Raw genomic sequence first — 24,875 nt, 5'->3', positions numbered from 1 at the left:
CCCATCCGGAGCTCACCACCATCCGGCCCGGGTGCTTTCACCGGCTGGACCTCCTCGGGGCGGAGAGCGCACGACCGTGCACGTCCGACACAGTAAGGGGGCCCGTATGGACGCCTTCAAGGCCGGAATCCTGCAGCGCATAGCCAACGCCGAGCAGGACCTGCACCGCGCGATCGAGGCCGGGGACGAGTTCCTCGCCGAGGTGGAGCAGTCCGAGCTGGACGACCTCCGCCGACTCGCCGCCGAGCACGGCGTGGACACGGTGCTGGAGCGCCACCGCACCGCCGCCTGACCCGTTCGGCACACCGACCCGTCGCCGGATCTCCGGCACCAGCGGCCCTGCGGGGGCCGTGCGAAACCCAGGCCCTGGCATCCCCCGTATGTCAGGGCTCTTCGCATGTCCGGGCCCTTCGCGTGTCCGGGCTCTTCGCGTATCCGGGCTCTTCGCGTATCCGGGCTCTTCGTGTGTCCGTGGCCGCCCCGCCCGGGGCCCGTGGGTCCGCGGGCGGGGCGGCCGGAACCGGTCAGTCCGCCCAGGCTCGCAGCGCGGCCAGCCGCTCCTGGAGCGGCTCGTACACCCCCGGGGCGGCGGCCACGGTCAGCTCGCCGTCGGGGCCGTGCCCGGGGCGCCCGCCCACCAGGGCTCCGGCCTCGGCGGCGATCAGGCAGCCGGCCGCCCGGTCCCACGGGGCGAGGCCGCGCTCGTAGTAGCCGTCCAGCCGCCCGGCGGCGACGTCGCACAGGTCCACCGCGGCCGCCCCGCCCCGGCGCACGTCCCGCACCTGCGGCATCAGCGCCAGCAGCACCTCGGCCTGCCGGACCCGTACCGACTGGACGTAGTTGAAGCCGGTGGCGATCAGCGCCTGGCCCCAGGGCGGGGCCGGGCGGGCCGAGAGCGGCCGGCCGCCGAGCCGGGCGCCGCGGCCCAGGACGGCGTGGAACAGCTCGCCGCGGGCCGGGGCGTACACGACGCCGACGACCGCCCGGCCGTCCACCTCGGCGGCCACGCTGACCGCCCAGGAGGGCAGCCCGTACAGGTAGTTGACCGTCCCGTCGAGCGGGTCCACGACCCAGCGCACCCCGCTGGTGCCCGGCCGCTCGGCGCCCTCCTCGCCGAGGTAGCCGTCCTCCGGGCGGCGGTCGGTGATCAGCTCCAGGACGAGCTTCTCGGAGGCGAGGTCCATCTCGGTGACCACGTCGACCGGGCTGCTCTTGGTGCCGGCCACGCCGAGGTCGGCGGGGCGGCCGTCGCGCAGCAGGGCGCCGGCCCGCCGGGCCGCGTCCAGGGCGACCTCCAGCAGGTCGTCGAGGAGCCGGTCGTCGGGCAGGGCGGGGGTGGGCACGGGGTTCTCCTCCGGAGCGACGGGGCGGACGGGACGGACGGGGTCGACAGGACGGGACGCGCGGGATGCGCGCAACGGACGCGCCGGACGGGGCGCGCGGGGCGGACGGTCAGCGCTCGGCGACGGCCGGACGCGGGGCGCGCGGATTCGGACAGCAGGCCACCGCGCACACGTCGTGGCTGGGGCCGAGGGCGCCCAGGGCGCAGCGGGCCACCCGCTCGCCGCGCTCGGTGGCGGCCCGCTCCAGGACGAGCTCGCGCACCGCGGCGGTGAACCGGGGGTCGGCGCCGACGGTGGCGGCCCGGGCCACCGGCAGGCCGAGCTCGGCGGCCTTGGCCACGGCCTCGGTGTCGAGGTCGTACCTGACCTCCATGTGGTCGGAGACGAAGCCGATCGGGACCATCACCACGGCGGGCGCGCCGTCGGCGTGCTGGGCCTCCAGGTGGTCGCAGATGTCGGGTTCCAGCCACGGGATGTGCGGGGCCCCGCTGCGGCTCTGGTACACCAGCTCCCACGGCCGGTCGGCCACGCCGGTGCGTCCGGCCACCGCGGCGGCGATCAGCCGGGCCACGTCCAGGTGCTGGGCGACGTACGCGCCGCCGGGCCCACCGCGGGCCGGGTCGTCCGGGGCGCCGGAGGTCCCGGCCATCGACTCCGGGATGGAGTGGGTGGTGAAGGCCAGCCGGGCGCCGGGGCGGACGGCCTCGGGCAGCTCCTCCAGGGCGGCCAGGACGGCGTCGATCATCGGCTCGACGAAGCCCGGGTGGTTGTAGAAGTGCCGCAGCTTGTCGACCCGCAGGGCGGGCACGCCCTCCTCGGCGAGCGCGGCCAGCGCGTCGGCCAGGTTCTCCCGGTACTGGCGGCAGCCCGAGTAGCCGGCGTAGGCGCTGGTGGCGAGCACGGCGATCCGGCGGTGGCCGTCGGCGGCCAGCTCCCGCAGGGTGTCGACCAGGTAGGGCGCCCAGTTCCGGTTGCCCCAGTAGACCGGCAGGTCCAGCCCGTGGTCGGCGAAGTCCTTGCGCAGCGCGGCGAGCAGCTCGCGGTTCTGCCCGTTGATCGGACTGACGCCGCCGAACATGAAGTAGTGCTTGCCCACCTCCTTCAGCCGCTCCTTGGGGATGCCGCGGCCGCGGGTGACGTTCTCCAGGAACGGGACGACGTCCTCGGGGCCCTCGGGCCCGCCGAAGGACAGCAGCAGCAGGGCGTCGTACGGAGCGGCGCCGGAGGGGGAGGGTTTGCGCGCGTCGGACATGGCACCGATCCTGCCACTGAGGGGCCGGACGCCGTCGCCGGGGCCGCGCTGGTGTCCGGAAAATACCGTTTGCCAACGTACGTAAGCTTTGTTTGCCAGCCTTGTTCCTTACTCCCCCTGCCCGGAGCTCCCGTGCTGTCCAGCTACCGCCAGATATTCGCCTCCCCCGGCACTCTGGCCTTCTCCTCCACCGGCTTCGTCTCCCGACTGCCGATCTCCATGACCGGGATCGGCATCGTGACCATGCTGTCCCAGCTCAGAGGCTCCTACGGGGTGGCCGGCCTGGTCTCCGCCTGCCTCGCGGTCTCCGCCGCCGTCCTCGGCCCGCAGGTCTCCCGGCTGGTGGACCGGCACGGCCAGCACAGGATCATCCTCCCCGCCATGGCGATCACCATCGTCGCCGTCACCGGCCTGCTGCTCTGCGCCCGGCTGGAGGCCCCGGACTGGACGCTGTTCGTCTTCGCCGCCGGCATGGGCGTGATGCCCAGCACCGGCGCGATGGTCCGGGCCCGCTGGGCCCACCTCTACCGCGAGGACACCGGCAAGCTGCACACGGCCTACTCCTTCGAGGCCGTGGTCGACGAGGTCTGCTTCATCGTCGGCCCGATCCTCTCCATCGGCCTGGCCACCTCCGTCTTCCCCGAGGCCGGCGTGCTGCTCGCCGGGATCTTCCTGGCCGTCGGCGTGCTGCTGTTCGCCGGGCAGCGCTCCACCGAACCGCCGGTCCACCCGGCCGCCCGGCACCAGGGCCGGTCGGTCATCCGCAACCGCGGCCTCCAGGTGCTGATCCTGACCTTCGTCGCCACCGGCGCGATCTTCGGCTCGGTCGAGGTGGTCACCGTCGCCTACGCCGAGGCCCAGGGCCACAAGTCGGTCTCCAGCGTGATCCTCGCCCTGTGGGCGCTCGGCTCCTGCCTGGCCGGGGTGGTCTTCGGGACCCTCAAGCTCACCGGCTCGATGGCGGTGCGCTTCCTCGTCGGCGTGCTGTTCATGGCGATCAGCATGGTGCCGCTGCTGCTGGTCGCCCACGCGGTGAACGGCGTCGGCGGGCTGGTCGCGGTCGGCGTCGCGCTGCTGATCGCCGGCATCGCCATCTCCCCCACCCTGATCACCGCGATGGCCCTGGTCGAACGGCTCGTCCCGGCCTCCCAGCTGACCGAGGGCATGACCTGGACCACCACCGGCCTGGCCCTCGGCGTCGCGGCCGGCTCCTCGGCCGGCGGCTGGGTGATCGACGCCTCCGGCGCCGCCGCGGGCTACTGGGTTCCGCTGGCCGCCGGCCTGCTCGGCGTGGTCGCCGCCCTCGCCGGCCTCGGCCGGCTGCGCGCCGGACTGGCCGTCGACACCACCGCCGAGACGGCCGCCGAAGGGGCCGAACGGACCGTAGACGCCGAACGGTGAACTGACTAGTCTCTCGCCCTACCCGCGGGCCCTACCCGCGGGTAGGGCCTGGCCCCTGGATCGTGTCGGACCGGCAATGATCCAGGGGCCAGGCCCTCAGGGCGGCAGCGCCGCCCCGGACCGCGCCGACCCGGTCGGCCACGGAGCAGGAGGCTGCGCAATGCCCCAGGCCAGTACCGCGACCCCCACCCGGTGGACCAACTGGGCCGGGAACCAGAGCGCCCGCCCCGTCCGGGCCGCCGCCCCCGGCACCGTGGAGGAGCTGGCCAAGGAGATCCTGCGGGCCGCCGAGCAGGGCCGCACCGTCAAGGCCGTCGGCTCCGGCCACTCCTTCACCTCGATCGCCTCCGCCGGCGACGGCGTCCAGATCCGCCCGCACGCGCTGACCGCCGTCCGCGGGATCGACCGCGAGGCCGGCACCATCACCGTCGAGTCCGGCCTCCCGCTGCACCGGCTCAACCGGGTCCTCGCCGCCGAGGGCCTCTCGCTGACCAACATGGGCGACATCGAGGTCCAGACCGTGGCCGGCGCCACCAGCACCGGCACCCACGGCACCGGCCGCGACTCCGGCTCGCTGGCCGCCCAGATCCGCGCGCTGGAGATCGTCCTCGCCGACGGCACCGTCCGGCGCTGCTCCCCCACCGAGAACCCCCGGCTCTTCCAGGGCGCCCGGCTCGGCCTCGGCGCCCTCGGTGTGATCACCGCGCTCACCTTCGGCGTCGAGCCGGCCTTCCTGCTCACCGCGCACGAGCAGCCGATGGGCTTCGACGAGGTGCTGGAGCGCCTGGACGACCTCACCACGGTCAACGAGCACTTCGAGTTCTACTGGTTCCCGCACACCGACCGCTGCTCCACCAAGCGCAACAACCGCAGCCAGGGCCCGGCCACCCCGCTGCCCCGGTTCAAGGAGTGGCTGGAGGACGACTTCCTCTCCAACACCGTCTGGGAGGGCGCCTGCCGGGTCGGCCGGCGCTTCCCCGGCTCGATCCCGTCGATCGCCTCGCTGGCCAGCCGGGCCTGGTCCGAGCGCACCTTCACCGACACCGCGTACAAGGTGTTCACCAGCCCGCGCAAGGTCCGCTTCGTGGAGATGGAGTACGCGGTGCCGCGCGCGGCCGTCGGCGAGGTGCTGCGCGAGCTGAAGGCCATGGTCGAGCGCTCCGACTGGAAGGTCAGCTTCCCGGTCGAGGTGCGCTTCGCCCCCGCCGACGACCTCTGGCTCTCCACCGCCTCCGGCCGGGACAGCGCCTACATCGCCGTCCACCTGTACCGGGGCACCGCCGACCAGGGGTACTTCACCGGCGTCGAACAGCTGATGACCGCCCATCAGGGACGGCCGCACTGGGGCAAGCTGCACACCCGCGACGCCGAGTACCTGGCCGGCGTCTACCCGCACTTCGGCGACTTCACCGCGCTGCGCGACGAGGTCGACCCGCAGCGGGTGTTCGGCAACGACTACCTGCGCCGGGTGCTGGGCGCGTAGGTCGTCCTCAGGAGGGCGCGCTCCAGGAGGTCGCGCTTCAGGGGGTCGTGGCGGCCCCGTCGGCCGGCGGCGGGGCCACCGGCGCCTTCGCCGGTTCCTTCACCGGCTCCTTCGCCGGGGCGTCGCTCGGCGCCGGCGGCTGCGGGGTCGTCCCGCCGGTGGGCTTCCCGCCGCCCGCCGACGGGGAGGCGCCGGCCGACGGGGTCGCGCTCGGGCCCGCCGACGGCGAGGCCGTCCCCGCGCCGGTGCTCGGCGTGTCGCCCGGCTCCCGGCTCGGCCGGCCGGTCGCCGGGGCCGAGGCGCCACCGGACGGCGCGGTGTCCTGACCCGGCCGGCCGCTCGGGGCGGGCCGGTCCGCCGGGGCGTCCTGCGGCCGGTCGGACTTGGGCGTCACCGAGCCGCCGAAGGACGTGCCGTTGCCGGACTCGCCCTTGACCGTCGCCGACACCGGCTGCCCGGTGGCCAGTTCGAACACCACGATCGGCGTCATCGCCAGGACGAAGACCAGCCCGGACACCGCCGCGTACGTCTTCCACCCCCACCGCCGGCGCGCCCGCACCACCTGCGGCTCGTTCCACTCCGAGGTGATCACCGGCGGCTGCACCGGCGTCCCGGGCGACTCGCTCTCCGCCGGCACCTGGCGCAGGGTGTTGGCGGCCTGGTTCGGCCCCCGGTCCACCGCCTCGCGCAGCTGCTCGCCGGTCCGCTTGAAGATGTGCTGGAACACCGCACTGCCGGTGGTGGCCCCGACGCTCACCACGGCGGCGCCCAGGATCGTGCCGTACACCCCCAGCTCGGAGGCCAGCAGCGCACCCACCACCGTGGCCAGCGCACTCGCCGCGACCTGAGCCACACTCAGATCGATGCGCCTGCGCTCCTCCTTGGCCTTGCCGCCCTCCTCGACGGGGCTCCGCTCCGGCATCGACATCCCTCGGTCCCTACGACTGTTCCTCGAACAAGACTCTCCATCTTGCCCAAAGAAGGACACAAGGGACGAAAATGCGGTTCTCCGGCCCCGGATTGTGTGAAGATGATCACCGTTCACCCGGCGGTGGTCCGCCATTGGGGGAGCGCGCTCTTGAGATTCCCGTGAATCGCGGGAGACTTGAGCGGCGAGCCGCCCCTGTGGATGCCACGAATGGAGTACTGTTCGTAAAGCCCGAGCCTTGGGTCGACTTGTCGACTACGTCTACACCGGTAGCTTGACGAGGAGCCACGGAACGGGCACGCACGGCGACGCCCGTCCCGGATCGTCGCGAAGCACTCCGCGTGCGAGGACGGCCGGGACACCCAGGCGCGACGCCGACGGACGGCGTGGCAAAAAGGCAACCGTGCCACAGCGGCGCGCGCGGGCGTAAGCCCGACACGCCGGGGAACTCAGCAAGGTTGTGGCCAGTCGCGAGTGGGCAGGCCACACTCAGTACGGGAGCAGCGACGCAGGTGACGTCGGCAGGCACCACCCGGGAGGTAACCGTGCCCGAACTGCGGGTTGTGGCCGTCAGCAACGACGGCACACGGCTGGTGCTCAAGGCTGCCGACAGCACGGAGTACACCCTTCCCATCGACGAGCGGCTGCGTGCCGCCATCCGCGGCGACCGGCCGCGCCTCGGCCAGATCGAGATCGAGGTCGAGAGCCACCTGCGGCCCCGGGACATCCAGGCCCGGATACGAGCCGGTGCCTCCGCGGAGGAGGTCGCCCAGGCCGCCGGGATCTCCGTCGACCGCGTCCGCCGCTTCGAGGGCCCGGTGCTCGCCGAGCGCGCCTTCATGGCCGAGCGCGCCCGCAAGACCGCCATCCGCCGCAACGGCGAGTCCCCCGGCCCGCAGCTCGGCGAGGCCGTCGCCGAGCGGCTCGCGCTGCGCGGCGCCGAGAAGGAGACCGAACGCTGGGACTCCTGGCGGCGCGACGACGGCACCTGGGAGGTCATCCTCTCCTACCGGGCCGACGGCGAGGGCCGCAGCGCCTCCTGGACGTACGACCCGCCCCGGCGCCTGGTCCAGCCCAACGACGACGAGGCCCGCGCGCTGATCGGCGAGAACGTCGAGCGCGAGGAGGAGTCGGTCTTCCCGTTCATCCCGCGGATCGCCCGGCTCCCCCACGAGCGGCCGCCCCGCCCGATGATCGACCGGCCCTCGGCCGACCGCATCATGTCGGCCCGCGAGGTCCGCGAGTCGCGGGAGGCCACCGCCGAGTCCCGGGACTCGCTGACCAGCCTGCTCGACGTGGTCCCCGCCTTCCGCGGCGACCTCGCCGTCGGCGCGCCCGCCCCGATCGAGCCGGTGCCCGGCGAGGTCGCCGAGGAGAGCGAGGAGGCCGCCGCGGCAGCCGCCCCGGCGGTCGGCGCGGGCTCGGCCTACGCCGACATCCTGATGCCGCGCGCCGTCGCCCCGCACCGCGAGCGCCTGGTCGGCACCACCGACCGGCAGGCCGAGGCGGACGGCGTCCGGCCCGGGCGCCGGGCCACCGTGCCCAGCTGGGACGAGATCGTCTTCGGCAGCCGGCGCAAGAAGCAGGAGTAGCAGCAGCTGTGACGTGATGCGGGGCGCCGGCCGAGCCGGCGCCCCGCATCACGTCGTGGCTGTCAGGAGTTCCCGCCGCAGGGCGCGGGCCGGTTCAGCCCGGCTGCCCGGTGACCGCCACCGGGCGCGCGTCGTCGCTCGACCACTCGCTCCACGAGCCCGGGTACAGCGTGGCCGGCAGGCCCGCCACCTCCAGCGCCAGGATCTGGTGCGCCGCCGTCACACCCGAACCGCAGTACACCGCGGTCTCCCGCTCCCCCGCGCCCAGCGCCCGGAAGCGGGCGGCCAGCTCGGCGGCCGGCCGGAACCGGCCGTCCGGGCCCACGTTCCCGGCCGTCGGCGCCGAGACCGCGCCCGGGATGTGCCCGGCCCGCGGGTCCACCGGCTCGCTCTCGCCCCGGTAGCGCTCCCCCGACCGGGCGTCCAGCAGCAGACCGCCGCGCGCCCAGGCCGCGGCACCGTCCCCGTCCACCGTCGGCAGCTGCCCCGGCACCGGCTTGAAGTCGCCCTCCTCGGGCTCCGGCAGCTCCGCCGACACTGGCAGCCCGGCCGCCTGCCAGGCCGCGAACCCGCCGTCCAGCACCCGGACGTCCCGGTGCCCGGCCCAGCGCAGCAGCCACCAGGCCCGGGCCGCCGCCATCGAGGCCGCGCCGTCGTACACCACGACCGGCCGCCGGGCGCTCACCCCGAAGCGGCGCATCGCCGCGCCGAACTCCTCCGGATCCGGCAGCGGGTGGCGACCGCCCTTGCCGGGGGCGCCGGGCGGGGCGGCCAGGTCCCGGTCCAGCTCGACGAAGTGGGCGCCGGGCAGGTGCCCGGCCCGGTACTCCTCGGCCGCGGTCGGGCCGCCCGGCGCGGCACCGACCAGCTGGTAGCGCACGTCCAGCAGCACCGGCGGCAGCGCGGAGGCCAGCGCCTCCCGCAGCCCGGCCGCGGAGATCAGCGGGGAACCGTCGTTGTAGGTGGTCGTCATGGCGGCCATTGTCGCGCAGCGCGGCCCCGGCGGCCGGACATCCCGACCCTTGCCTCGGTCCGACCGGCGGAATCCGACGGAATCCGTCGGGACACGCCCGAACCGCCGCTCTTTGTGGGGTCTTTGCCGGACTTTCCGCGCGGCCCGAGGGTTGGGCGCCCGCCAGGGTGGAAGCATCACCCTCGCGCGCGAGGATTTCCGTGCGCCAACCACCCACGAGGAGGCCCGCATTGCCCGCGGTGGAACTCCGACTGGCCCAGGGCACGCCCTGCTGGGTCAGCCTGCTGACCGACGACCTGCCCGGAGCCCGCACCTTCTACGGCGCCCTGCTCGGCTGGACGTACACGCCCGGGCCCGGCCAGCTCGGCGACTACGTCCGGGCCGAGCTCGACGGGGCGCCGGTGGCCGGCCTCGGCGTCTCCACCGCCACCGGCTTCCCGGTGCAGTGGACCACCTACTTCGCCGTGGACGACGCCGACCGCACCGCCCAACTGGTCCGCGAGTGCAGCGGAACCGTCGCCGTCGGACCGCTCCAGGCCGAGCGCGCCGGACGGATGGCCATCGCCGCCGACGTCTCCGGTGCGGTCTTCGGCCTCTGGCAGGGCGAGGAACACCTCGGCCGGGAGGCCGGCCGCGAACCGGGCGCCCCGGCCTGGGCCGAACTGCTCACCCCCGACGCGGACGGCGCCGCCGCCTTCTACTCCACCGTGTTCGGCCGCCCGGTCCGCTCCACCGCGGACGAGACCACGCTGCTGGTGCAGGGGCGTCCGGTCGCCGGCATCCGCCACCGCGCCGAGCTGCGCGGCCACCCGCCGCGCTGGCGCACCCACTTCGCGGTCCGGGACGCGGCGCTGACCGCCCGTCACACCGTCGAGCTCGGCGGCCGGGTCCTGGTCGAACCGCACGACACCGCGCGCGGCCGCGCCGCCCGGCTCGCCGACCCGCAGGGCGGGCACTTCTCCGTGCTGGAAGTGACTCCGTAGGGGGTGTCGCCACCCGGGGACGCCGCCGCCCGGGGCGGCACCGCACTCAGGCCTGCTGCTCCTCGAAGGGCAGCACGTCCGGGGAGAGCACCGAGGCGCGCGCCGTCGCGGCGGTCAGCCGGCGGCAGTGGTGGCGGCGGCACAGCACCTCGTAGCCGACCTCGTCCCGGTCCACCGAGATGTCGCCGACCACCACCTGGGCGCCCTCGACCACCATCACCCCGCCGACCGTCCGGGCGTTGTGGGTGGCCCGCGCGCCGCACCAGCACAGCGCCTCGACCTGGAGCACCTCCACCCGGTCGGCCAGCTCGATCAGCCGCTGCGAGCCCGGGAACAGCCGGGTGCGGAAGTCGGTGGTGATGCCGAAGGTGTAGACGTCGATGTCCAGTTCGTCCACCACCCGGGCCAGTTGGTCGACCTGCTCGGCGGCGAAGAACTGCGCCTCGTCGCAGATCAGGTAGTCCACCCGGCCGCCGGCCGAGAGCCGGTGCACCACGTGCGCGTGGAAGTCGAAGTCGTCCGTCACCTCGACCGCGTCGGCGCGCAGGCCCAGCCGGCTGGAGATCGTCGCCGCGCCCGCCCGGTCGTTGCGGGTGAGGATCACGCCCTGCCGGCCGCGCGCGGTGTGGTTGTGGTCCATCTGCAGCGCCAGCGTCGACTTGCCGCAGTCCATCGTGCCCGAGAAGAACACCAGTTCAGCCATGGGTGGAGCAAAGGCCTTTCAAATCAAGGAAGTTCGGGCACAGAAGAGTCAAGTGGGCGATCGGGACCGGCTAGCCGCGGACTTCCAGCAGCGGCACGAACTGCTCGACCGGGGTCATCGAACCGTGCAGACCGATCATCGCGGACTCGCCGGGCTCGTTGCGGGAGGCGACGATCGCGATGTCGTCGCGCGCCGCGGCCACCACGTCGCCGATCCGCGCGTACACCCGCTCGTCCACGGCCGGGCCGAACCAGCCCGCCTCGATCGCCTGGTCCCGGGTGGCCACCCACATCCGGTCGCCCAGCACCTCACTCCAGACCGCGTGCACGTCGGCCGCCGCACCCGGCACCGCGTACACGTGCCGGGCCCGGCCCTCACCGCCGAGCAGGGCGACGCCGGCGCCCAGCTCCCAGTCCTCGTCGAAGTCGATCCGGTCCTCCGGCGCGATGTCGATCATGCCGTGGTCGGCCGTCACGTACATCGCCGAGCGCGGCGGCAGCTGCGCGGCCAGTCGGCGGGCCAGCCGGTCCACCGCGTCCAGCGTCATCCGCCACTCGTCCGAGTCCACCCCGAAGCGGTGGCCGGCGCCGTCCAGCTCGCTGACGTAGGTGTACACCAGCGCCCGGTCGTGCTCGGCCAGCCAGGAGGCCGCCAGGTCCATCCGCTCCTCGCCCGTGGTACGGCCGAGGAAGGTGCCGCCGGACAGCGCCACCCTGGTCAGCGGGGTCTGGGCGAACAGCGGGGACGAGACCTGCGCGGTCGCCACCCCGGCCTGGTGGGTCCGCTCGAAGACCGTCGGGTACGGCTGCCAGGCGTGCGGCTCGGTCGGCGGCTGCCAGCGCAGCTGGTTCATCAGGTAGCCCGCGCCCGGCACCGCCACCGTGTACCCGGCCAGGCCGTGCAGGCCCGGCGGCGTGCCGGTGCCGACCGAGGCCAGCGAGGTCGCCGTGGTGGACGGGAAGCCCGCCGTCAGCGGACGGCCGCTGCCGCCCAGCGAACTCCCGACCAGCGAGGACAGGAACGGCGCGTACTCGGGGTGGCGCAGCAGCAGCTCCCAGCCCAGGCCGTCCACCAGGAACACCACCACCCGGTCCGCCGGGGCGATCGGGAGCGTCGCGGTGAACCCGGGGACGCCCAGCCCCGCCGCCACCGAGGGCAGCAGGTCGCACAGCGAGCCGCCGCCGTACGGGGGCGCGGGGGCCGTGGCCGGGTCAAGGATCTCGAAGGCGTCGTAGCCGTCGGCAGGAACGAAGGACATGGAACCGGATTCGTAGCGGTGCGGGCGGTCGGATGCGGCGGAGCTCAGCCCCGCGGGCCGTTGCTGATCGTCGCGTCGGACAGCGCCCGGGCGAACACCAGCGCCTGCGCCACCGTCTCCGGGCCGTCGCCGGCCTCGCTCACCCGCAGGGAGAGGTCGTCGGCCGTGGCCGAACCGGTGTAGCCGTGGTCCGCCTCGCAGTTCGGGTCCGAGCAGCCGGCCGGCTCCAGGTCCAGGCGCTGCACCGCGCCCCAGCCGATCGTCAGCACCACCTCGCGCGGCAGGGTGCCCGGGGTGTACGTCTCCGGGTTCGCCACCATCCGGCTGAGCACGACCGAACCGATCCGGTCCAGCCGGACGCTCTCCGTCGACGTCGTCGCGAACGGCACCGCCGGGCTGCCCTCGGCCCCGGACTGCTCGTCGGTGTGGCTCACCACGAAGCGGGTCGGGGTGAGCACCAGCACCGTCACGTGCCGGCGCACCTCGTTGGCGTCGAACGTCGTCTCCTGGTGCACCAGGTAGGAGCTGATCGGCTCCGGGCCCACCGCGGACTCGACCGCCTCGGACACCAGGGCCGGGTAGTAGCCGCTGCGCTCGATCGCCGAGCGCAGGTCCTGAGTGGTGGTGGTACCGGTCTTCGCCATATCTCCATCCTGGCATGGTCCGCCGACGAAGCGGGCGGCACGGCGCCGAGCTTCGGACAACAGCGCCCGGGCAGGGCGCAACCAAGGAAGGTTACAGCGTGCTCATCGCGCGCGGGCCCAGATCACTGCGGACCGGCAGGGGTGCCACCCGCACCCGCGCCCCCAGGATCGCCAGTCCGTGCGGGGCCACGACCACCGGTTCGAGATCCACCGAGGCGATCTCCGGCACGTCGTCCACCAGCTGTGACACCCGCAGCAGCAGCTCCTCCAGCGCGCCGGTGTCCACCGCCTCGGCGCCGCGCCAGCCGAACAGCAGCGGCGCCGCCCGGACCTCCCGGATCAGCCCGGCGACGTCCTGGTCGGTGGCCGGGACCAGGCGGTGCGCCGTGTCGCCCAGCAGTTCGGCCGGCGCACCGGCCAGGCCGAAGGAGAGGATCGCGCCGACCGCCGGGTCCACCGTGGCGGCGATCACCGTGTCCACGCCGCGCGGTGCCATCCGCTGGACCACCAGCTCGGCCTGCGCGGCGCCGCCGAGCAGCGCGTCCAGCTCGCGGTGGGCGCGGCGCAGGCCCGCCTCGCCGGTCAGGTCCAGCCGGACGCTGCCCAGGTCGGGGCGGTGGCGCAGGTGCGGGGCGGTCGCCTTGAGGGCCACCGGGTAGCCGAGCGAGGCCGCCGCCGCGACGGCCGACTCCTCGTCCGGGGTGGGCAGCGTCGGCGAGACGTCGATGCCGTAGCGGGCCAGCAGTTCGCGGGCCTCCGCGTCGGACAGGGTGATCCGGGCGCCGCCGGGCTGGGTGCGCGCGGCGACCGCGGCCCGGGTGCTCAGTGCCGCCTCCACCAGCCGGCGGGCGCCGGGCTCGTCGATCCGGTCCAGCTCGGGGACGCGCGCCGTCTCCTCCGCCGCGGCCGTGCGGCGGCGCCACTGCGCGTAGTGCACGGCGTGGGTGAGGGCGTGCACGGCCCGCTCGGGCGCCGCGTAGGCGGGGATGCCGCCGGGGCGCAGCCGGGTCGGCAGGTCGGTCAGCGCCAGGTGGGTGAGCAGCAGCGGCTTGCCCAGCTCCCGGGCCCGCAGGCCCGCTTCGAGCAGGGCGGCGGCGATCTCCGGGTCGTCCGAGCCCATCGCCGGGTCGTCCTCACCGGTCAGCCGGCCCCCCATGAAGGCGTGCGCGGAGGTGCCGATCGGCGGGATGGCGACGGCGATCACCGCGTCCACGGACGGGTCGGCGAGCGCGACGTCCAGGGCGATCCGGAAGTTCTCGCCGGTCGCGGCGGTGGTGAGGTCGACGGGGGTGCACGGGCGCAGGCCCGCGCTCAGCAGGGCGTCGTAGGTGAGCAGGCCGAGCGAGTCGGAGTTGCCGACCACCGCGACCCGGTCCCCCGGCGGCAGCGGCTGCTGGGCCAGTAGCTCGCCGGTGTCGTACAGCTCGGTGATCGTCGCCACCCGGGTGACGCCCGCCTGTTCGAACAGTGCGTCCACGGTGGCGTCGCGCAGGCCGGTGGCGGTGGCGGGGACGGCGTGGCCGGGCGGCAGGCTGCCGGTGTGCCGGGCGCCCTTGACCACCACGACCGGCTTGACGGCGGCCAGCCGGCGGGCGATCCGGGTGAACTTGCGCGGGTTGCCGAAGGACTCCAGGTACAGCAGCACCACCTGGGTGGCCTCGTCCTCGGCCCAGTACTGGAGGAAGTCGTTGCCGGAGACGTCGGAGCGGTTGCCGACCGAGGCGAAGGAGGAGACGCCGAGGCCGCGCTTGTGGGCGGCCTCCAGCAGGGCCACGCCGATCGCGCCGGACTGGCAGAAGATCCCGAAGCCGCCGCGGCCGGGCAGGCGCGGGGCGAGCGAGGCGTTCAGCGGGTGCTGCGGGTCGGTGTTGATCAGGCCGAAGGCGTTCGGGCCGATCACCCGCATGCCGGCCGCACGGGCCTGGCGGACCAGCGCGCGCTGGCGGTCCCGGCCCTCCGGACCGGTCTCCGCGTAGCCGGCGGTGACCACCACCAGGCCCTGCACCCCGTGGGCGCCGCAGTCGGCGACGGCGGCCGGGACGGCGCCCTCGGGGACGGCGATCACCGCGAGGTCCACCGGTCCGGGAATGTCCAGAATCGAACGGTGGACCGGGACGCCGTCCAGCTCGGTGCCGGGCGCGGCGTTGCGGTTCACCGCGTACAACGGGCGGTCGGCCTGGGCGGCGTCCCCGAGCAGGTCGCGCAGGATGGCCCGGCCGACGGTCTGCGGGGTGCGGGAGACCCCGATCACCGCCACCGAGCGGGGGGTGAGCAGGCGCTGCACCGAGCGCGCCTCGGCGCGGTGCTCGCGGGCGCGCATCACGGCGAGCGAGCGGTCGGTCTGTTCGAGGTCGAACTCCAGGTGCACCACGCCGTCGGCGAAGCTGCGGTGCTGGGTGTAGCCGGCGTCGGTGAAGACCTTCACCATCTTGCGGTTCTCCGGCAGCACCTCGGCCTGGAAGCGGCGGATGCCGCGCTCCTGCGCGACCGCCGCGATGTGCTCCAGCAGGGCGGAGGCCACGCCGCGGCCCTGGTGGGCGTCCTGTACCAGGAAGGCCACCTCGGCGTCGGTGCCGGTGTCCGAGGGGCGGCCGTCGGCGTCGATCCGGTCGTAGCGGACGGTGGCGATGAAGCGGTCCCGGACCACCACCGCGAGGCCGACCCGGTTCACGAAGTCGTGGTGGGTGAAACGGCGGACGTCCTTGTCGGAGAGCCGCGGATAGGGGGCGAAGAAGCGGAAGTACTTGGACTGGTCCGACACCTGCTCGTAGAACTCCACGAGCCGGCCGGCGTCGGCGGGGGTGATCGGCCGGATCCGGGCCGTGCCTCCGTCGCGCAGCAGGATGTCCGCTTCCCAGTGCTGCGGATAGTCGGGTTGCTCGGGGTTCGCCACCGCGGGGTCTTCCACATTCGTCAGGTTATCCGGAGGTGGGCCGAATGGCGCCGGGCGCGTGCTCACGGCAGGGTGGACAGGACCACCGACCGGTGTTTATGCCCCGAAAAGAAACAATCACAACTCCTGAACGCAGCGGTTTCCAGGGGCCACCTGCGTGCAACACTGGTCTAGACAACATGGCCGCTTCCCCCGCTCCCCCGAGCACGGCCGTGACCAGCTTCACCGGAAAGGCACGTCTCATGGCCGAGCGCCGCGTCACCATCGGTTGGGCCGAGGGCCTGCACGCCCGTCCCGCCTCCGTCTTCGTCCGGGCCGTCACGGCCACCGGCGTGCCGATCACCATCGCCAAGCCCGGCGGCAACCCGGTCAACGCCGCCTCCATGCTCGGCCTCCTCGCCCTGGGCGCCCAGGGCGGCGACGAGGTCATCCTCGCCTCCGACGCCGAGAACGCCGACGACGCCCTCGACCGCCTCGCCAAGCTCGTCTCGGAGGGCCTCGACGAGCTCCCCGCCGCGGCCTGAGGCCTCGCAGCACGCACCCGATCGGGGTGTCGCCACACCTGTGGCGGCACCCCGATCGGCATGTCCCGGCCGCAGCGCGGCGCGGCCGGCCGGGTCGGCCGGTCAGCCCTTGACGCAGACCACCTGCTTGAGGTGCGCGACCACCTCGACCAGGTCCTTCTGCTGCTCGATGACCTTCTCGATGTTCTTGTAGGCGCCCGGGATCTCGTCCACCACACCGCCGTCCTTGCGGCACTCCACGCCCTTGGTCTGCTCGACCAGGTCCTGCTCGGTGAACCGCTTCTTCGCGGCGTTGCGGCTCATCTTGCGGCCGGCGCCGTGCGAGGCGGAGTTGAACGAGGCCGCGTTGCCCAGACCGCGGACGATGTAGGACCCCGTCCCCATCGACCCGGGGATGATCCCGAGGTCGCCGGAGCCGGCCCGGATCGCGCCCTTGCGGGTCACCAGCAGGTCGACACCGTCGTACCGCTCCTCCGCCACGTAGTTGTGGTGGCAGCTGATCACCTCGTCGAAGGCGACCTCCGCCTTGGTGAACTCGCGCCGGACGACGTCCTGGAAGAGCGCCATCATCACCGCACGGTTGTGCTTCGCGTACTCCTGCGCCCAGAACAGGTCCTGGCGGTAGGCCGCCATCTCCGGCGTCTTGGCGAGGAAGACGGCGAGGTCCCGGTCGATCAGGCCCTGGTTGTGCGGCAGCGAGCGGGCGGTGCCCATGTGGTGCTCGGCCAGCTCCTTGCCGATGTTGCGGGAACCGGAGTGCAGCATCAGCCAGACCGCACCAGTCGTATCGACGCACAATTCTATGAAGTGATTTCCTCCGCCGAGCGTGGCCATCTGCTGCATCGCCCGCTCGCGCCGCCACTTGACGTCCTCCGCGATGCCGTCGAAGCGCCGCCAGAAGTCGTCCCAACCCGCCGTACGGAAGCCGTGCAGCTTGGTCGGGTCGACCGGGTCGGAGTGCAGGCCGCGTCCGACCGGGATGGCCCGCTCGATCTCGCGGCGCAGGCCGGAGAGGTCGTCCGGGAGGTCCTCGGCGGTGAGCGAGGTCTTCACCGCGCTCATCCCGCAGCCGATGTCGACGCCGACCGCCGCCGGGCAGACCGCGTCCTTCATGGCGATGACGGAGCCGACGGTCGCGCCCTTGCCCAGGTGGACGTCGGGCATCACGGCGAGGCCGTGCAGCCACGGCAGGGAGCTGATGTTGCGCAGCTGCTGGAGGGCCTGGCCCTCGACCGTCGCCGGGTCGGTCCACATCCGGATCGGCACCCGGACGCCGGGCACCTCGGTGTACGTCATGGTTGAACGACCTCCAGGGGTCAGGGAGTTCAGGAGAACGGATTGCCGCGCACAGAATCCCGGTGCGGCTCGGGGAAGTTCGGGCTACGCGCTCAGGCGGCCAGGGCGGAACAGGGGAGATACGGCCTTGGGGAGCGTCGTATGGTTCGCTCGACCCGCATGGTGACCGCCTCCTTCACTGTCGTCCGCAGTGCGCACGTGCTGTGCGCCGGGGAACATCTATCCACGGAACGGGTGGGGCCCGCAACGGATTTAAGAACGCGTCCGGCCCGGCGGAGCGGGTGCTCCACCGGGCCGGACGGTGATCCGACGAACGGATCAGCTGACGACGGTGACCTCGCCGATGCCGAGCGCCCGCACGTCGTCGGCGATCACGGCGGCGTCGCCGACCAGGACGGTGACCAGCCGGTCCGGCGGGAAGGCCGCGACGACCGCCTCGGTGGCCGCGGCGGTGCGCAGTTCGGCGAGCTGCCGGTAGACCTCGGCCTGGTAGTCGTCCGGGAGGTACTGCTCGACCTGGTCGGCCAGCGTGCCGGCGACCGAGCCCGCGGTCTCGTACTTCAGCGGCGCGACGCCGACCAGGAACTGCACGGCCTCGTCGCGCTCGGCGTCGGTGAGGCCCTCGGCGGCGAGGGTGCGCAGGATGGTCCAGGTGTCGGCCAGCGCGGGGGCGGTGGAGGCGGTGTCCACCGAGCCGCTGATGGCGAGCATCGCGCGCCCGCTGCCGTCGGCGGCCGAGCGCAGCGGCTGGGCGAAGGAGCGCACGCCGTAGGTGTAGCCCTTCTCCTCGCGCAGGACGCGGTCGAGGCGGGAGGTGAGGGTGCCGCCGAGGCAGTAGGTGCCGAGGGTCTGGGCGGCCCAGACCGGGTCGTGGCGGTCGGGCCCGATCCGGCCGATGAGCAGCTGGGTCTGGACGGAGCCTGGGCGGTCCACGATGACGACGCGGCCGCGGTCGTCGCCGGTGACCGGGGCGTGGGCGGACGGCTCGGCCGTCGTCCCGGTCCAGGTGCCGAGGGTGCTCTCCAGCAGGGCGGGCAGGTCCACGCCGGTGAGGTCGCCGACCACCACGACGGTGCTGGTCGCCGGGCGCACGTGGGCGTCGTAGAAGGCCTTGACGGCGGCGCGGTCGATCGACTTGACGGTGTCGGCGGTGCCGGCGCGGGGCCGGGAGAGCCGGTCGGCGGCGTCGAAGAGCTCGGCGTACAGGGCCTTGGCGGCGCGTCGGGCGGGGTTGGCCTGCTCGTGGACGATCTCGTCCAGGCGGTTGGCGACCAGCCGCTCGATCTCCGCCTCGGGCAGCGCGGGGGCGCGCAGGGCGTCGGCGAGCAGGGACAGGCCGCGCTGGAGCCGGGAGGCGGGGACCTCCAGGGAGATCCGGATGCACGGGTGGTCGGCGTGGGCGTCGAGGGTGGCGCCGGCCCGCTCCAGCTCGGCGGCGAACTCCTCGGCGCTGAGGGTGTCGGTGCCCTCGCTGAAGGCGCGGGCGAGGATGCCGGCGATGCCGTCGAGGCCGTCGGGCTCGGCGGCGAGCGGAGCGTCGAGCAGGACCTCGACGGCGACCAGCTGCTGGCCGGGCCGGTGGCAGTGCAGGACGGTGATGCCGTTGCCGAGGGCGGCCCGCTCGGGGGCGGGGAAGTCCCAGGGGCTGGGCGTGCCCGGCCGGGGCTGCGGGTGGAAGGTCATGGCGGGGACGTAGTCGGTGCTCATACGGCGGCACCCTCCTCTTCGGAAGCGGCGTCGGAGTCGGCGTCGGTCTCGGCGGCGGCGGTCTCGGCGGCGGCGGCGGTCGGCTCGTAGACGAGGACGGCCCGGTTGTCGGGGTGGATCCGGGCCTTGGCGATGGCCTGGACCTCCTCGGCGGTGACGTCGAGGACCTTGGGGAGGGCGTCGTTGAGCAGCTTGGGGTCGCCGAACAGGACGGCGTAGCGGCACAGTTCGTCGGCCCGGCCGGCGACGGTGGTGAGCCGGTCGAGCCACTCGCGCTCGATCTGGGCCTGGGCGCGTTCGAGCTCCTCGGCCGTGGGCCCCTCGGCGGCGAAGCGGGCGAGCTCCTCGTCGACGGCGGTGCCGATCTGCTCGACGGTGGCGTCGCCGGAGGTCTTGACGTCGAGCCAGCCGAGGCTGGGGGCGCCGGCCAGCCGCAGCAGGCCGAAGCCGGCGGCGACGGCGGTGCGGTCGCGGCGGACCAGCCGGTTGTAGAGGCGGCTGGACTCGCCGCTGCCGAGGATGGTGAGGGCGAGGTCGGCGGCGTCGGCCTCGCGGGTGCCGTCGTGCGGGAGGCGGTAGGCGGCCATCAGGGCGCGCGAGGGCACGTCCTCGTGGATCTCCTCGCGGATCTCGCGGCCGACGGTCTCGGGGAGTTCGCCGGAGCGCGGGGGCTGCTTGCCGTCGTGCGCGGGGATGGAGCCGAAGTACTTCTCGACCCAGGCGACGGTCTGCTCGGGGTCGATGTCGCCGACGATGGACAGGACGGCGTTGTTGGGCGCGTAGTACGTCCGGAAGAACGTGCGGGCGTCCTCCAGGGTGGCCGCGTCGAGGTCGGCCATGGAGCCGATCGGGGTGTGGTGGTACGGGTGGCCGTCGGGGAACGACAGCGCGGTGAGCTTCTCGAAGGCGGTGCCGTACGGGACGTTGTCGTAGCGCTGGCGGCGCTCGTTCTTGACGACGTCGCGCTGGTTCTCCATGGATGCCTCGTCGAGCGCGGCGAGCAGCGAGCCCATCCGGTCGGCCTCCAGCCAGAGGGCGAGCTCCAGCTGGTGGGCGGGCATGGTCTCGAAGTAGTTGGTGCGCTCGAAGCTGGTGGTGCCGTTGAGCGAGCCGCCGGCGCCCTGGACGAGCTCGAAGTGCCCGTTGTTGGAGACGTTGGCCGAGCCCTGGAACATCAGGTGCTCGAAGAGGTGGGCGAGGCCGGTGCGGCCCTTGACCTCGTGCCGGGAGCCCACGTCGTACCAGAGGCAGACGGCGGCGACCGGGGTCAGGTGGTCCTCGGAGAGGACGACGCGCAGGCCGTTGGCCAGGCGGTGCTCGGTGATGGCGATGCCTCGGCTGGAGGCGGGGGCCGGGTTGGCCATGCGCTCGGGTCCTTCCCGTCGTCGATGTCGGGGTTCGTGTGGCGTCCCCCATTGTGGTGCAACGCGCGGGAGCCGTGTTCGTGTCCGCGCGGACGGGGCCGTTCGCCAGGGGCGGAAGAGGGCCGCTGACCGGGAGTGTCGGCGCGAGGGTCCACAATGGGGGCGCCGCGCCCTGTCGGCGGCACCCGGTTGACGGGTCCGGCGACGGGACGGTGCGGAGACGACCGACGACCGCCCCCAGGTGTTCGACGGCCGAACCGACGACCGACCGAGACACAGCCAGCGACACGTAAGGGAGCCCCGCCGCGATGGCCCGCCGCAGTTCGCAGACCCCGCCGCCCGGAGACTTCGAGGAGCGGATCCTCGACGTCGACGTCGTGGACGAGATGCAGGGCTCCTTCCTGGAGTACGCCTACTCGGTGATCTACTCGCGTGCACTGCCCGACGCGCGGGACGGCCTGAAGCCGGTGCACCGCCGGATCCTCTACCAGGCCAACGAGATGGGCCTGCGCCCGGAGCGCGCGCACGTGAAGTGCGCGCGCGTGGTGGGCGAGGTGATGGGCCGGCTGCACCCGCACGGTGACGCGTCCATCTACGACTCCGTGGTGCGCATGGCGCAGCCGTTCTCGATGCGCCTGCCGCTGATCGACGGCCACGGGAACTTCGGTTCGCTGGGCAACGACGACCCGCCGGCCGCGATGCGCTACACCGAGTCGCGGCTGACGGCCGCCTCGATGGCGATGGTGGAGTCGATCCACGAGGACACCGTCGACTTCGGCCCGAACTACGACGGCAGCGAGCAGGAGCCGCTGGCGCTGCCGGCCGCGTTCCCGAACCTGCTGGTGAACGGCGCGACGGGCATCGCGGTGGGCATGGCGACGAACATGCCGCCGCACAACCTGTCCGAGGTGGTGGCCGCCGCCCGGCACCTGATCAAGCACCCGAACGCCGACCTGGACACGCTGATGCGGTTCGTGCCCGGTCCGGACCTGCCGACGGGCGGGCGGATCGTGGGCCTGTCGGGCATCCGGGACGCGTACGAGTCGGGCCGCGGCACGTTCAAGATCCGGGCGACGACGTCGGTGGAGGCGGTGACGGCCCGCCGCAAGGGCATCGTGGTCACCGAGCTGCCGTACAACGTCGGCCCGGAGAAGGTCATCTCGAAGATCAAGGACCTGGTCAACGCGAAGAAGCTCCAGGGCATCGCGGACGTCAAGGACCTGACCGACCGCGAGCACGGGCTGCGGCTGGTCATCGAGGTGAAGAACGGCTTCGTGCCGGAGGCGCTGCTGGAGCAGCTGTACAAGCTGACGCCGATGGAGGAGACCTTCGGCATCAACAACGTGGCGCTGGTGGACGGCCAGCCGCTGACGCTGGGGCTGAAGGAGCTGCTGGAGGTCTACGTCGACCACCGCTTCACCGTAGTGCGCCGGCGCAGCGACTTCCGCCGCCGCAAGCGCGAGGAGCGGCTGCACCTGGTCGAGGGCCTGCTGGTGGCCCTGCTCGACATCGACGAGGTCATCGCGATCATCCGGTCGAGTGACAACGCGCAGCAGGCGAAGGAACGCCTGATGGAGCACTTCTCGCTGTCGGAGACGCAGACCGCGTACATCCTGGACACCCCGCTGCGCCGGCTGACCCGCTTCGACCGGGTCGAGCTGGAGCAGGAGAAGGAGAAGCTGACCGCCGAGATCGCGGACCTCACCGAGATCCTGGAGTCGGACACCAAGCTGCGCAGCGTGGTGTCGTCCGAACTGGGCGCGGTGGCGAAGCAGTTCGGCACCGAGCGGCGCACGGTGCTGCTGGAGGCGGGGGCAGTGCCCTCGGCGGCGCTGTCGGTGCCGCTGGAGGTCGCGGACGACCCGTGCCGGGTGCTGCTGTCCTCGACGGGGCTGCTCGCGCGGACGGCGGACGGCGAGCCGTTCGAGGTGTCGGAGAAGCGGGCGAAGCACGACGTGATCGTGTCGGCGGTGCACGCGACGGCCCGGGCTGACGTGGGCGTCGTGACGTCCGCGGGCCGGGTGCTCAGGCTGCCGGTGATCGACCTGCCGGCGCTGCCGCCGACGCCGTCGCCGACGCTGGCGGGCGGGGCCGCGGTGGGCGAGTTCCTGCGGCTGGAGGCCGGGGAGCGGGTGCTGGCGCTGACCACCCTGGACGAGTCCTCGCCCGGGCTGGCGCTGGGCACGGTGCAGGGCGTGGTGAAGCGGGTGGTGCCGGAGTGGCCGGCGAACAAGGACGAGTTCGAGGTGATCGCCCTCAAGGAGGGTGACGAGCTGGTGGGCGCGGTCGAACTGCGCACCGGCGACGAGGACCTGGTCTTCATCGCCTCGGACGCCCAGCTGCTGCGCTACCCGGCGGGCCAGGTGCGTCCGCAGGGCCGCCCGGCGGGCGGCATGGCGGGCATCAAGCTGTCGGACGGCGCGCGCGTGCTGTCCTTCACGGCAGTGGACCCGGCGGCGGACGCGGTGGTGGTCTCGGTGGCCACGACCACGGGCACGCTGTCCGACGGTGAGCAGACGACCTGGAAGGTCACCCCGTTCGAGCAGTACCCGCGCAAGGGCCGCGCCACCGGCGGGGTGCGCTGCCAGCGCTTCCTGCGCGGCGAGGACGCCCTGGCCTTCGCCTGGGCCGGCGCCGCCCCGGCCCAGGCCGCCACCGCCAAGGGCGCCCCGGTCGACCTGCCCGAGCGCGACCCGCGCCGCGACGGTTCCGGCACCCCGGTCACCACCCCGATCGCGGTGGTCGCCGGCCCGGCGTAACGGCCCCCTCATGAGCGGAGGGGTACCGGAGACCATCCGGTACCCCTCCGCTTTTTCGTGCCCGTCCGACCGGGAATACGGAACGGCGATCCCCAATTCCCGGGCATGGCCGGAACTTTGCCCACTCATGGGTTAGGTTCACCGAACAGGTGCCCCAACAGACCATCACCATCCTTGGGGGGACGGGGAGTTGGCCGAGGAATTCAAGATCGACATGGGCCGGATGAGAACGGTGTCCAAACAACTCGACGAATGCGGCACCCGCATGAAGACGGTCGCCAAAAGCCTCGAGAACGCCGGGATCGCCCGCCAGACCGGCAACGCCTGGCTCGACTCGGCATGCCTGGGCTTCGAACGCCACTGGCACGGCGCCATGGGGCGGATGGGCAAGCTGGCCCACAACCTCCGCGAGGGCCTGGACGAATCACTCAAGGCTTACTCGGACAACGATCAGGGCGTCGCCAAGGCCTACGGCGCGACCTGAGCCGACCAGCAGCAGGGGGCATCCACCATGAGTGACAAGAACTGGCCGGGCCTCGGCTTCTGCCCGGCCCCGGGGGACCTCACAGCCATCGCCAAGATGTACGCGGACGTCGACGCCGTAGCCCGGGAACTGGAAGAACTGCAGACCACACTCGCCGGCATCGGCTCCGACGGTGGCGCCTGGGAAGGTGAAGCGGCACGCAAGTTCGTCGACAAGCTGGGCCAACTGCCCAAGTACCTCACCCAGGGCCACGAGTCGATGGCCACCTGCTCACGGGCCCTCAAGGCCTGGCACACCCAGCTCTCCGGCATGCTCACCGCCGGCCGCACGATGGAGGCCGAGGCCGTCGAGCTGCGCGCCCGGCTGGCCGACACGGACGGCCAGGTCACCGCCCTCGGCAACACCCTGAAGGGCTACGCGCAGAACGGCGGGCAGACCGCCGACAACGTGATCAACCGCGCCCAGGCACAGTTCGACGCGGCCAAGGAGGCCAGCACCCGCGGCCACCACCAGCTCGACGAGGTCATCAAGCGCGCCCACAAGCAGCTGGAGGACCACCGGCACAAGGCCGAGGCCGCCGCCAAGGCGATCGTGGAGGCGTCCCGTCACCACCCACCGGACCCGGGCCTGTTCAAGCGGATGCTGGACAACGTGAAAAAGGCCTGGACCAAGTCGTTGGACTTCCTGTCCGACCACGCCGACATCCTGTCGATGATCTCGGCCGGGCTGACGATCGCCGCGCTGTTCACCCCGTTCGGTCCGGTGCTGGTCGCCGGGGCCGTACTGACGAGCGCGGGCGCGCTGAGCGGGCACGGCATCGCCAAACTCCGTGGCAAGGACGTGTCGTGGCTGACCCTCGGACTTGACACGTTGGGTTTGGTCCCCGGCTTCGGGCTGGTCAAGGGCTTCGTCACCGCTGCCAAGGGAACCCGAGCCGCGAGCGCCGGCGGCAGCGCGCTGGCCATGGCCAGGCTTCCGCTGTCCACCAAGGCCGTCACCACGTGGATACCCAAGGGCGCGAGCTGGGTCAGCCAGTCGGAAAAGGCACCCAAGGTCGCCCGCGTCTTCTCGGAAAAGGTCGCGTCCCGCTTGTCGGCGCTCGATCCCGCGAAGGTCACGGCCAGTGCGAAGGCGGCCTCCATCGTCTACGGCACGTACAAGCAAGTGGACAAAGCGATCGAGAGGAGGGCGGCGGCGCAGCCCGTCGTGCTCCCCGGGCCACTCGCGAGGCCCGCGGTCCGGCCGACGTCCGCCCCGTTCCTGAACGCCGTCGGCTGAGAGGAGAGAC

Annotated in this window: 20 protein-coding genes; 9 read left to right on the top strand and 11 right to left on the bottom strand. The window is 73.3% G+C overall.

The genetic code is table 11. The features are described 5' to 3' along the window. The first annotated feature begins 106 nt into the window (after nt 1–106). Entirely contained in the window at nt 107–292 is a 186-nt protein-coding gene (locus tag ACFWP2_RS22580) for a hypothetical protein (RefSeq protein ID WP_030057688.1), read from the top strand. 232 nt (nt 293–524) lie between these two features. Here ACFWP2_RS22580 and ACFWP2_RS22575 read toward each other — a convergent pair whose 3' ends face one another. Both ACFWP2_RS22575 and ACFWP2_RS22570 read right to left on the bottom strand, forming a co-directional pair. After that, nucleotides 525–1,343, bottom strand: coding sequence for an inositol monophosphatase family protein (locus ACFWP2_RS22575; RefSeq protein ID WP_380454112.1), 819 nt, complete (start codon nt 1,341–1,343; stop codon nt 525–527). Between the two features lie 109 nt (nt 1,344–1,452). After that, complete coding sequence (locus tag ACFWP2_RS22570; protein WP_380454110.1) at nt 1,453–2,595, bottom strand: ferrochelatase; 1,143 nt, start codon at nt 2,593–2,595, stop codon at nt 1,453–1,455. Nucleotides 2,596–2,727: 132 nt separating this feature from the next. Between ACFWP2_RS22570 and ACFWP2_RS22565 the strand changes: the two genes are divergently transcribed. Then, entirely contained in the window at nt 2,728–3,996 is a 1,269-nt protein-coding gene (locus ACFWP2_RS22565; RefSeq protein WP_380454108.1) for an MFS transporter, read from the top strand. A 160-nt stretch (nt 3,997–4,156) separates the two neighbouring features. After that, nucleotides 4,157–5,479: a D-arabinono-1,4-lactone oxidase gene (locus ACFWP2_RS22560; RefSeq protein WP_380454105.1), complete on the top strand. Its 1,323-nt coding sequence runs from the start codon at nt 4,157–4,159 to the stop codon at nt 5,477–5,479. 37 nt (nt 5,480–5,516) lie between these two features. Here the strand turns inward: ACFWP2_RS22560 and ACFWP2_RS22555 are convergent, their stop codons facing one another. Continuing rightward, nucleotides 5,517–6,401, bottom strand: coding sequence for a hypothetical protein (locus ACFWP2_RS22555; protein WP_380454103.1), 885 nt, complete (start codon nt 6,399–6,401; stop codon nt 5,517–5,519). A gap of 518 nt (nt 6,402–6,919) precedes the next feature. Here ACFWP2_RS22555 and sepH point away from each other — a divergent pair. Then, complete coding sequence (sepH, locus tag ACFWP2_RS22550) at nt 6,920–7,999, top strand: septation protein SepH (protein WP_380454101.1); 1,080 nt, start codon at nt 6,920–6,922, stop codon at nt 7,997–7,999. Nucleotides 8,000–8,093: 94 nt separating this feature from the next. On the opposite strand, the gene ACFWP2_RS22545 is transcribed toward sepH, so the two are convergent. After that, on the bottom strand, nt 8,094–8,972 hold the full coding sequence (locus ACFWP2_RS22545; protein ID WP_380454099.1) for a sulfurtransferase: 879 nt from the start codon (nt 8,970–8,972) through the stop codon (nt 8,094–8,096). A 239-nt stretch (nt 8,973–9,211) separates the two neighbouring features. On the opposite strand from ACFWP2_RS22545, the gene ACFWP2_RS22540 reads away from it, so the two are divergent. Next, nucleotides 9,212–9,955, top strand: coding sequence for a VOC family protein (locus ACFWP2_RS22540; RefSeq protein WP_380454132.1), 744 nt, complete (start codon nt 9,212–9,214; stop codon nt 9,953–9,955). A gap of 46 nt (nt 9,956–10,001) precedes the next feature. Here the strand turns inward: ACFWP2_RS22540 and ACFWP2_RS22535 are convergent, their stop codons facing one another. The 4 genes from ACFWP2_RS22535 to ACFWP2_RS22520 form a co-directional block, all read right to left on the bottom strand. Next, nucleotides 10,002–10,658 carry a thymidine kinase gene (locus ACFWP2_RS22535; protein ID WP_380454097.1) on the bottom strand — a complete coding sequence of 219 codons (657 nt, stop codon included), beginning with the start codon at nt 10,656–10,658 and terminating at the stop codon, nt 10,002–10,004. A gap of 70 nt (nt 10,659–10,728) precedes the next feature. Next, nucleotides 10,729–11,916: an alkaline phosphatase family protein gene (locus ACFWP2_RS22530; RefSeq protein WP_380454095.1), complete on the bottom strand. Its 1,188-nt coding sequence runs from the start codon at nt 11,914–11,916 to the stop codon at nt 10,729–10,731. 44 nt (nt 11,917–11,960) lie between these two features. Continuing rightward, the gene (locus tag ACFWP2_RS22525) at nt 11,961–12,560 is read right to left on the bottom strand and encodes a DUF5998 family protein (protein ID WP_380454093.1); all 600 of its coding nucleotides are present in this window, start codon (nt 12,558–12,560) and stop codon (nt 11,961–11,963) included. Nucleotides 12,561–12,651: 91 nt separating this feature from the next. Further along, the gene (locus tag ACFWP2_RS22520) at nt 12,652–15,468 is read right to left on the bottom strand and encodes a GNAT family N-acetyltransferase (RefSeq protein ID WP_380454091.1); all 2,817 of its coding nucleotides are present in this window, start codon (nt 15,466–15,468) and stop codon (nt 12,652–12,654) included. Nucleotides 15,469–15,695: 227 nt separating this feature from the next. Between ACFWP2_RS22520 and ACFWP2_RS22515 the strand changes: the two genes are divergently transcribed. Continuing rightward, nucleotides 15,696–15,977: an HPr family phosphocarrier protein gene (locus tag ACFWP2_RS22515; protein ID WP_360355341.1), complete on the top strand. Its 282-nt coding sequence runs from the start codon at nt 15,696–15,698 to the stop codon at nt 15,975–15,977. Nucleotides 15,978–16,079: 102 nt separating this feature from the next. Here ACFWP2_RS22515 and ACFWP2_RS22510 read toward each other — a convergent pair whose 3' ends face one another. From ACFWP2_RS22510 to ACFWP2_RS22500, 3 genes are all read right to left on the bottom strand, one after another. Beyond that, nucleotides 16,080–17,273, bottom strand: coding sequence for an RtcB family protein (locus ACFWP2_RS22510; protein ID WP_380454088.1), 1,194 nt, complete (start codon nt 17,271–17,273; stop codon nt 16,080–16,082). Nucleotides 17,274–17,591: 318 nt separating this feature from the next. Beyond that, nucleotides 17,592–18,956, bottom strand: a complete 1,365-nt coding sequence (locus ACFWP2_RS22505; protein ID WP_380454130.1) for a M16 family metallopeptidase — start codon at nt 18,954–18,956, stop codon at nt 17,592–17,594. 20 nt (nt 18,957–18,976) lie between these two features. Further along, nucleotides 18,977–20,344 (bottom strand): M16 family metallopeptidase, encoded by a 1,368-nt coding sequence (locus ACFWP2_RS22500; RefSeq protein WP_380454086.1) that lies wholly within the window; start codon nt 20,342–20,344, stop codon nt 18,977–18,979. A 308-nt stretch (nt 20,345–20,652) separates the two neighbouring features. Between ACFWP2_RS22500 and ACFWP2_RS22495 the strand changes: the two genes are divergently transcribed. The 3 genes from ACFWP2_RS22495 (at nt 20,653) to ACFWP2_RS22485 (ending at nt 24,865) form a co-directional block, all read left to right on the top strand. Further along, nucleotides 20,653–23,103: a DNA topoisomerase (ATP-hydrolyzing) subunit A gene (locus tag ACFWP2_RS22495; protein WP_380454084.1), complete on the top strand. Its 2,451-nt coding sequence runs from the start codon at nt 20,653–20,655 to the stop codon at nt 23,101–23,103. A gap of 190 nt (nt 23,104–23,293) precedes the next feature. Beyond that, nucleotides 23,294–23,587, top strand: a complete 294-nt coding sequence (locus ACFWP2_RS22490; protein ID WP_380454082.1) for a hypothetical protein — start codon at nt 23,294–23,296, stop codon at nt 23,585–23,587. A 27-nt stretch (nt 23,588–23,614) separates the two neighbouring features. Then, a complete protein-coding gene (locus ACFWP2_RS22485) occupies nt 23,615–24,865 on the top strand; it encodes a hypothetical protein (protein ID WP_380454080.1) in 1,251 nt (416 codons plus the stop codon). Nucleotides 24,866–24,875 lie beyond the last annotated feature (10 nt).

The organism is Kitasatospora sp. NPDC058444 (assembly GCF_042721415.1).
Lineage (GTDB): Bacteria > Actinomycetota > Actinomycetes > Streptomycetales > Streptomycetaceae > Kitasatospora.
Note: the sequence above shows the minus strand (reverse complement) of the source record. Positions and strands in the feature narration are given on the sequence as shown.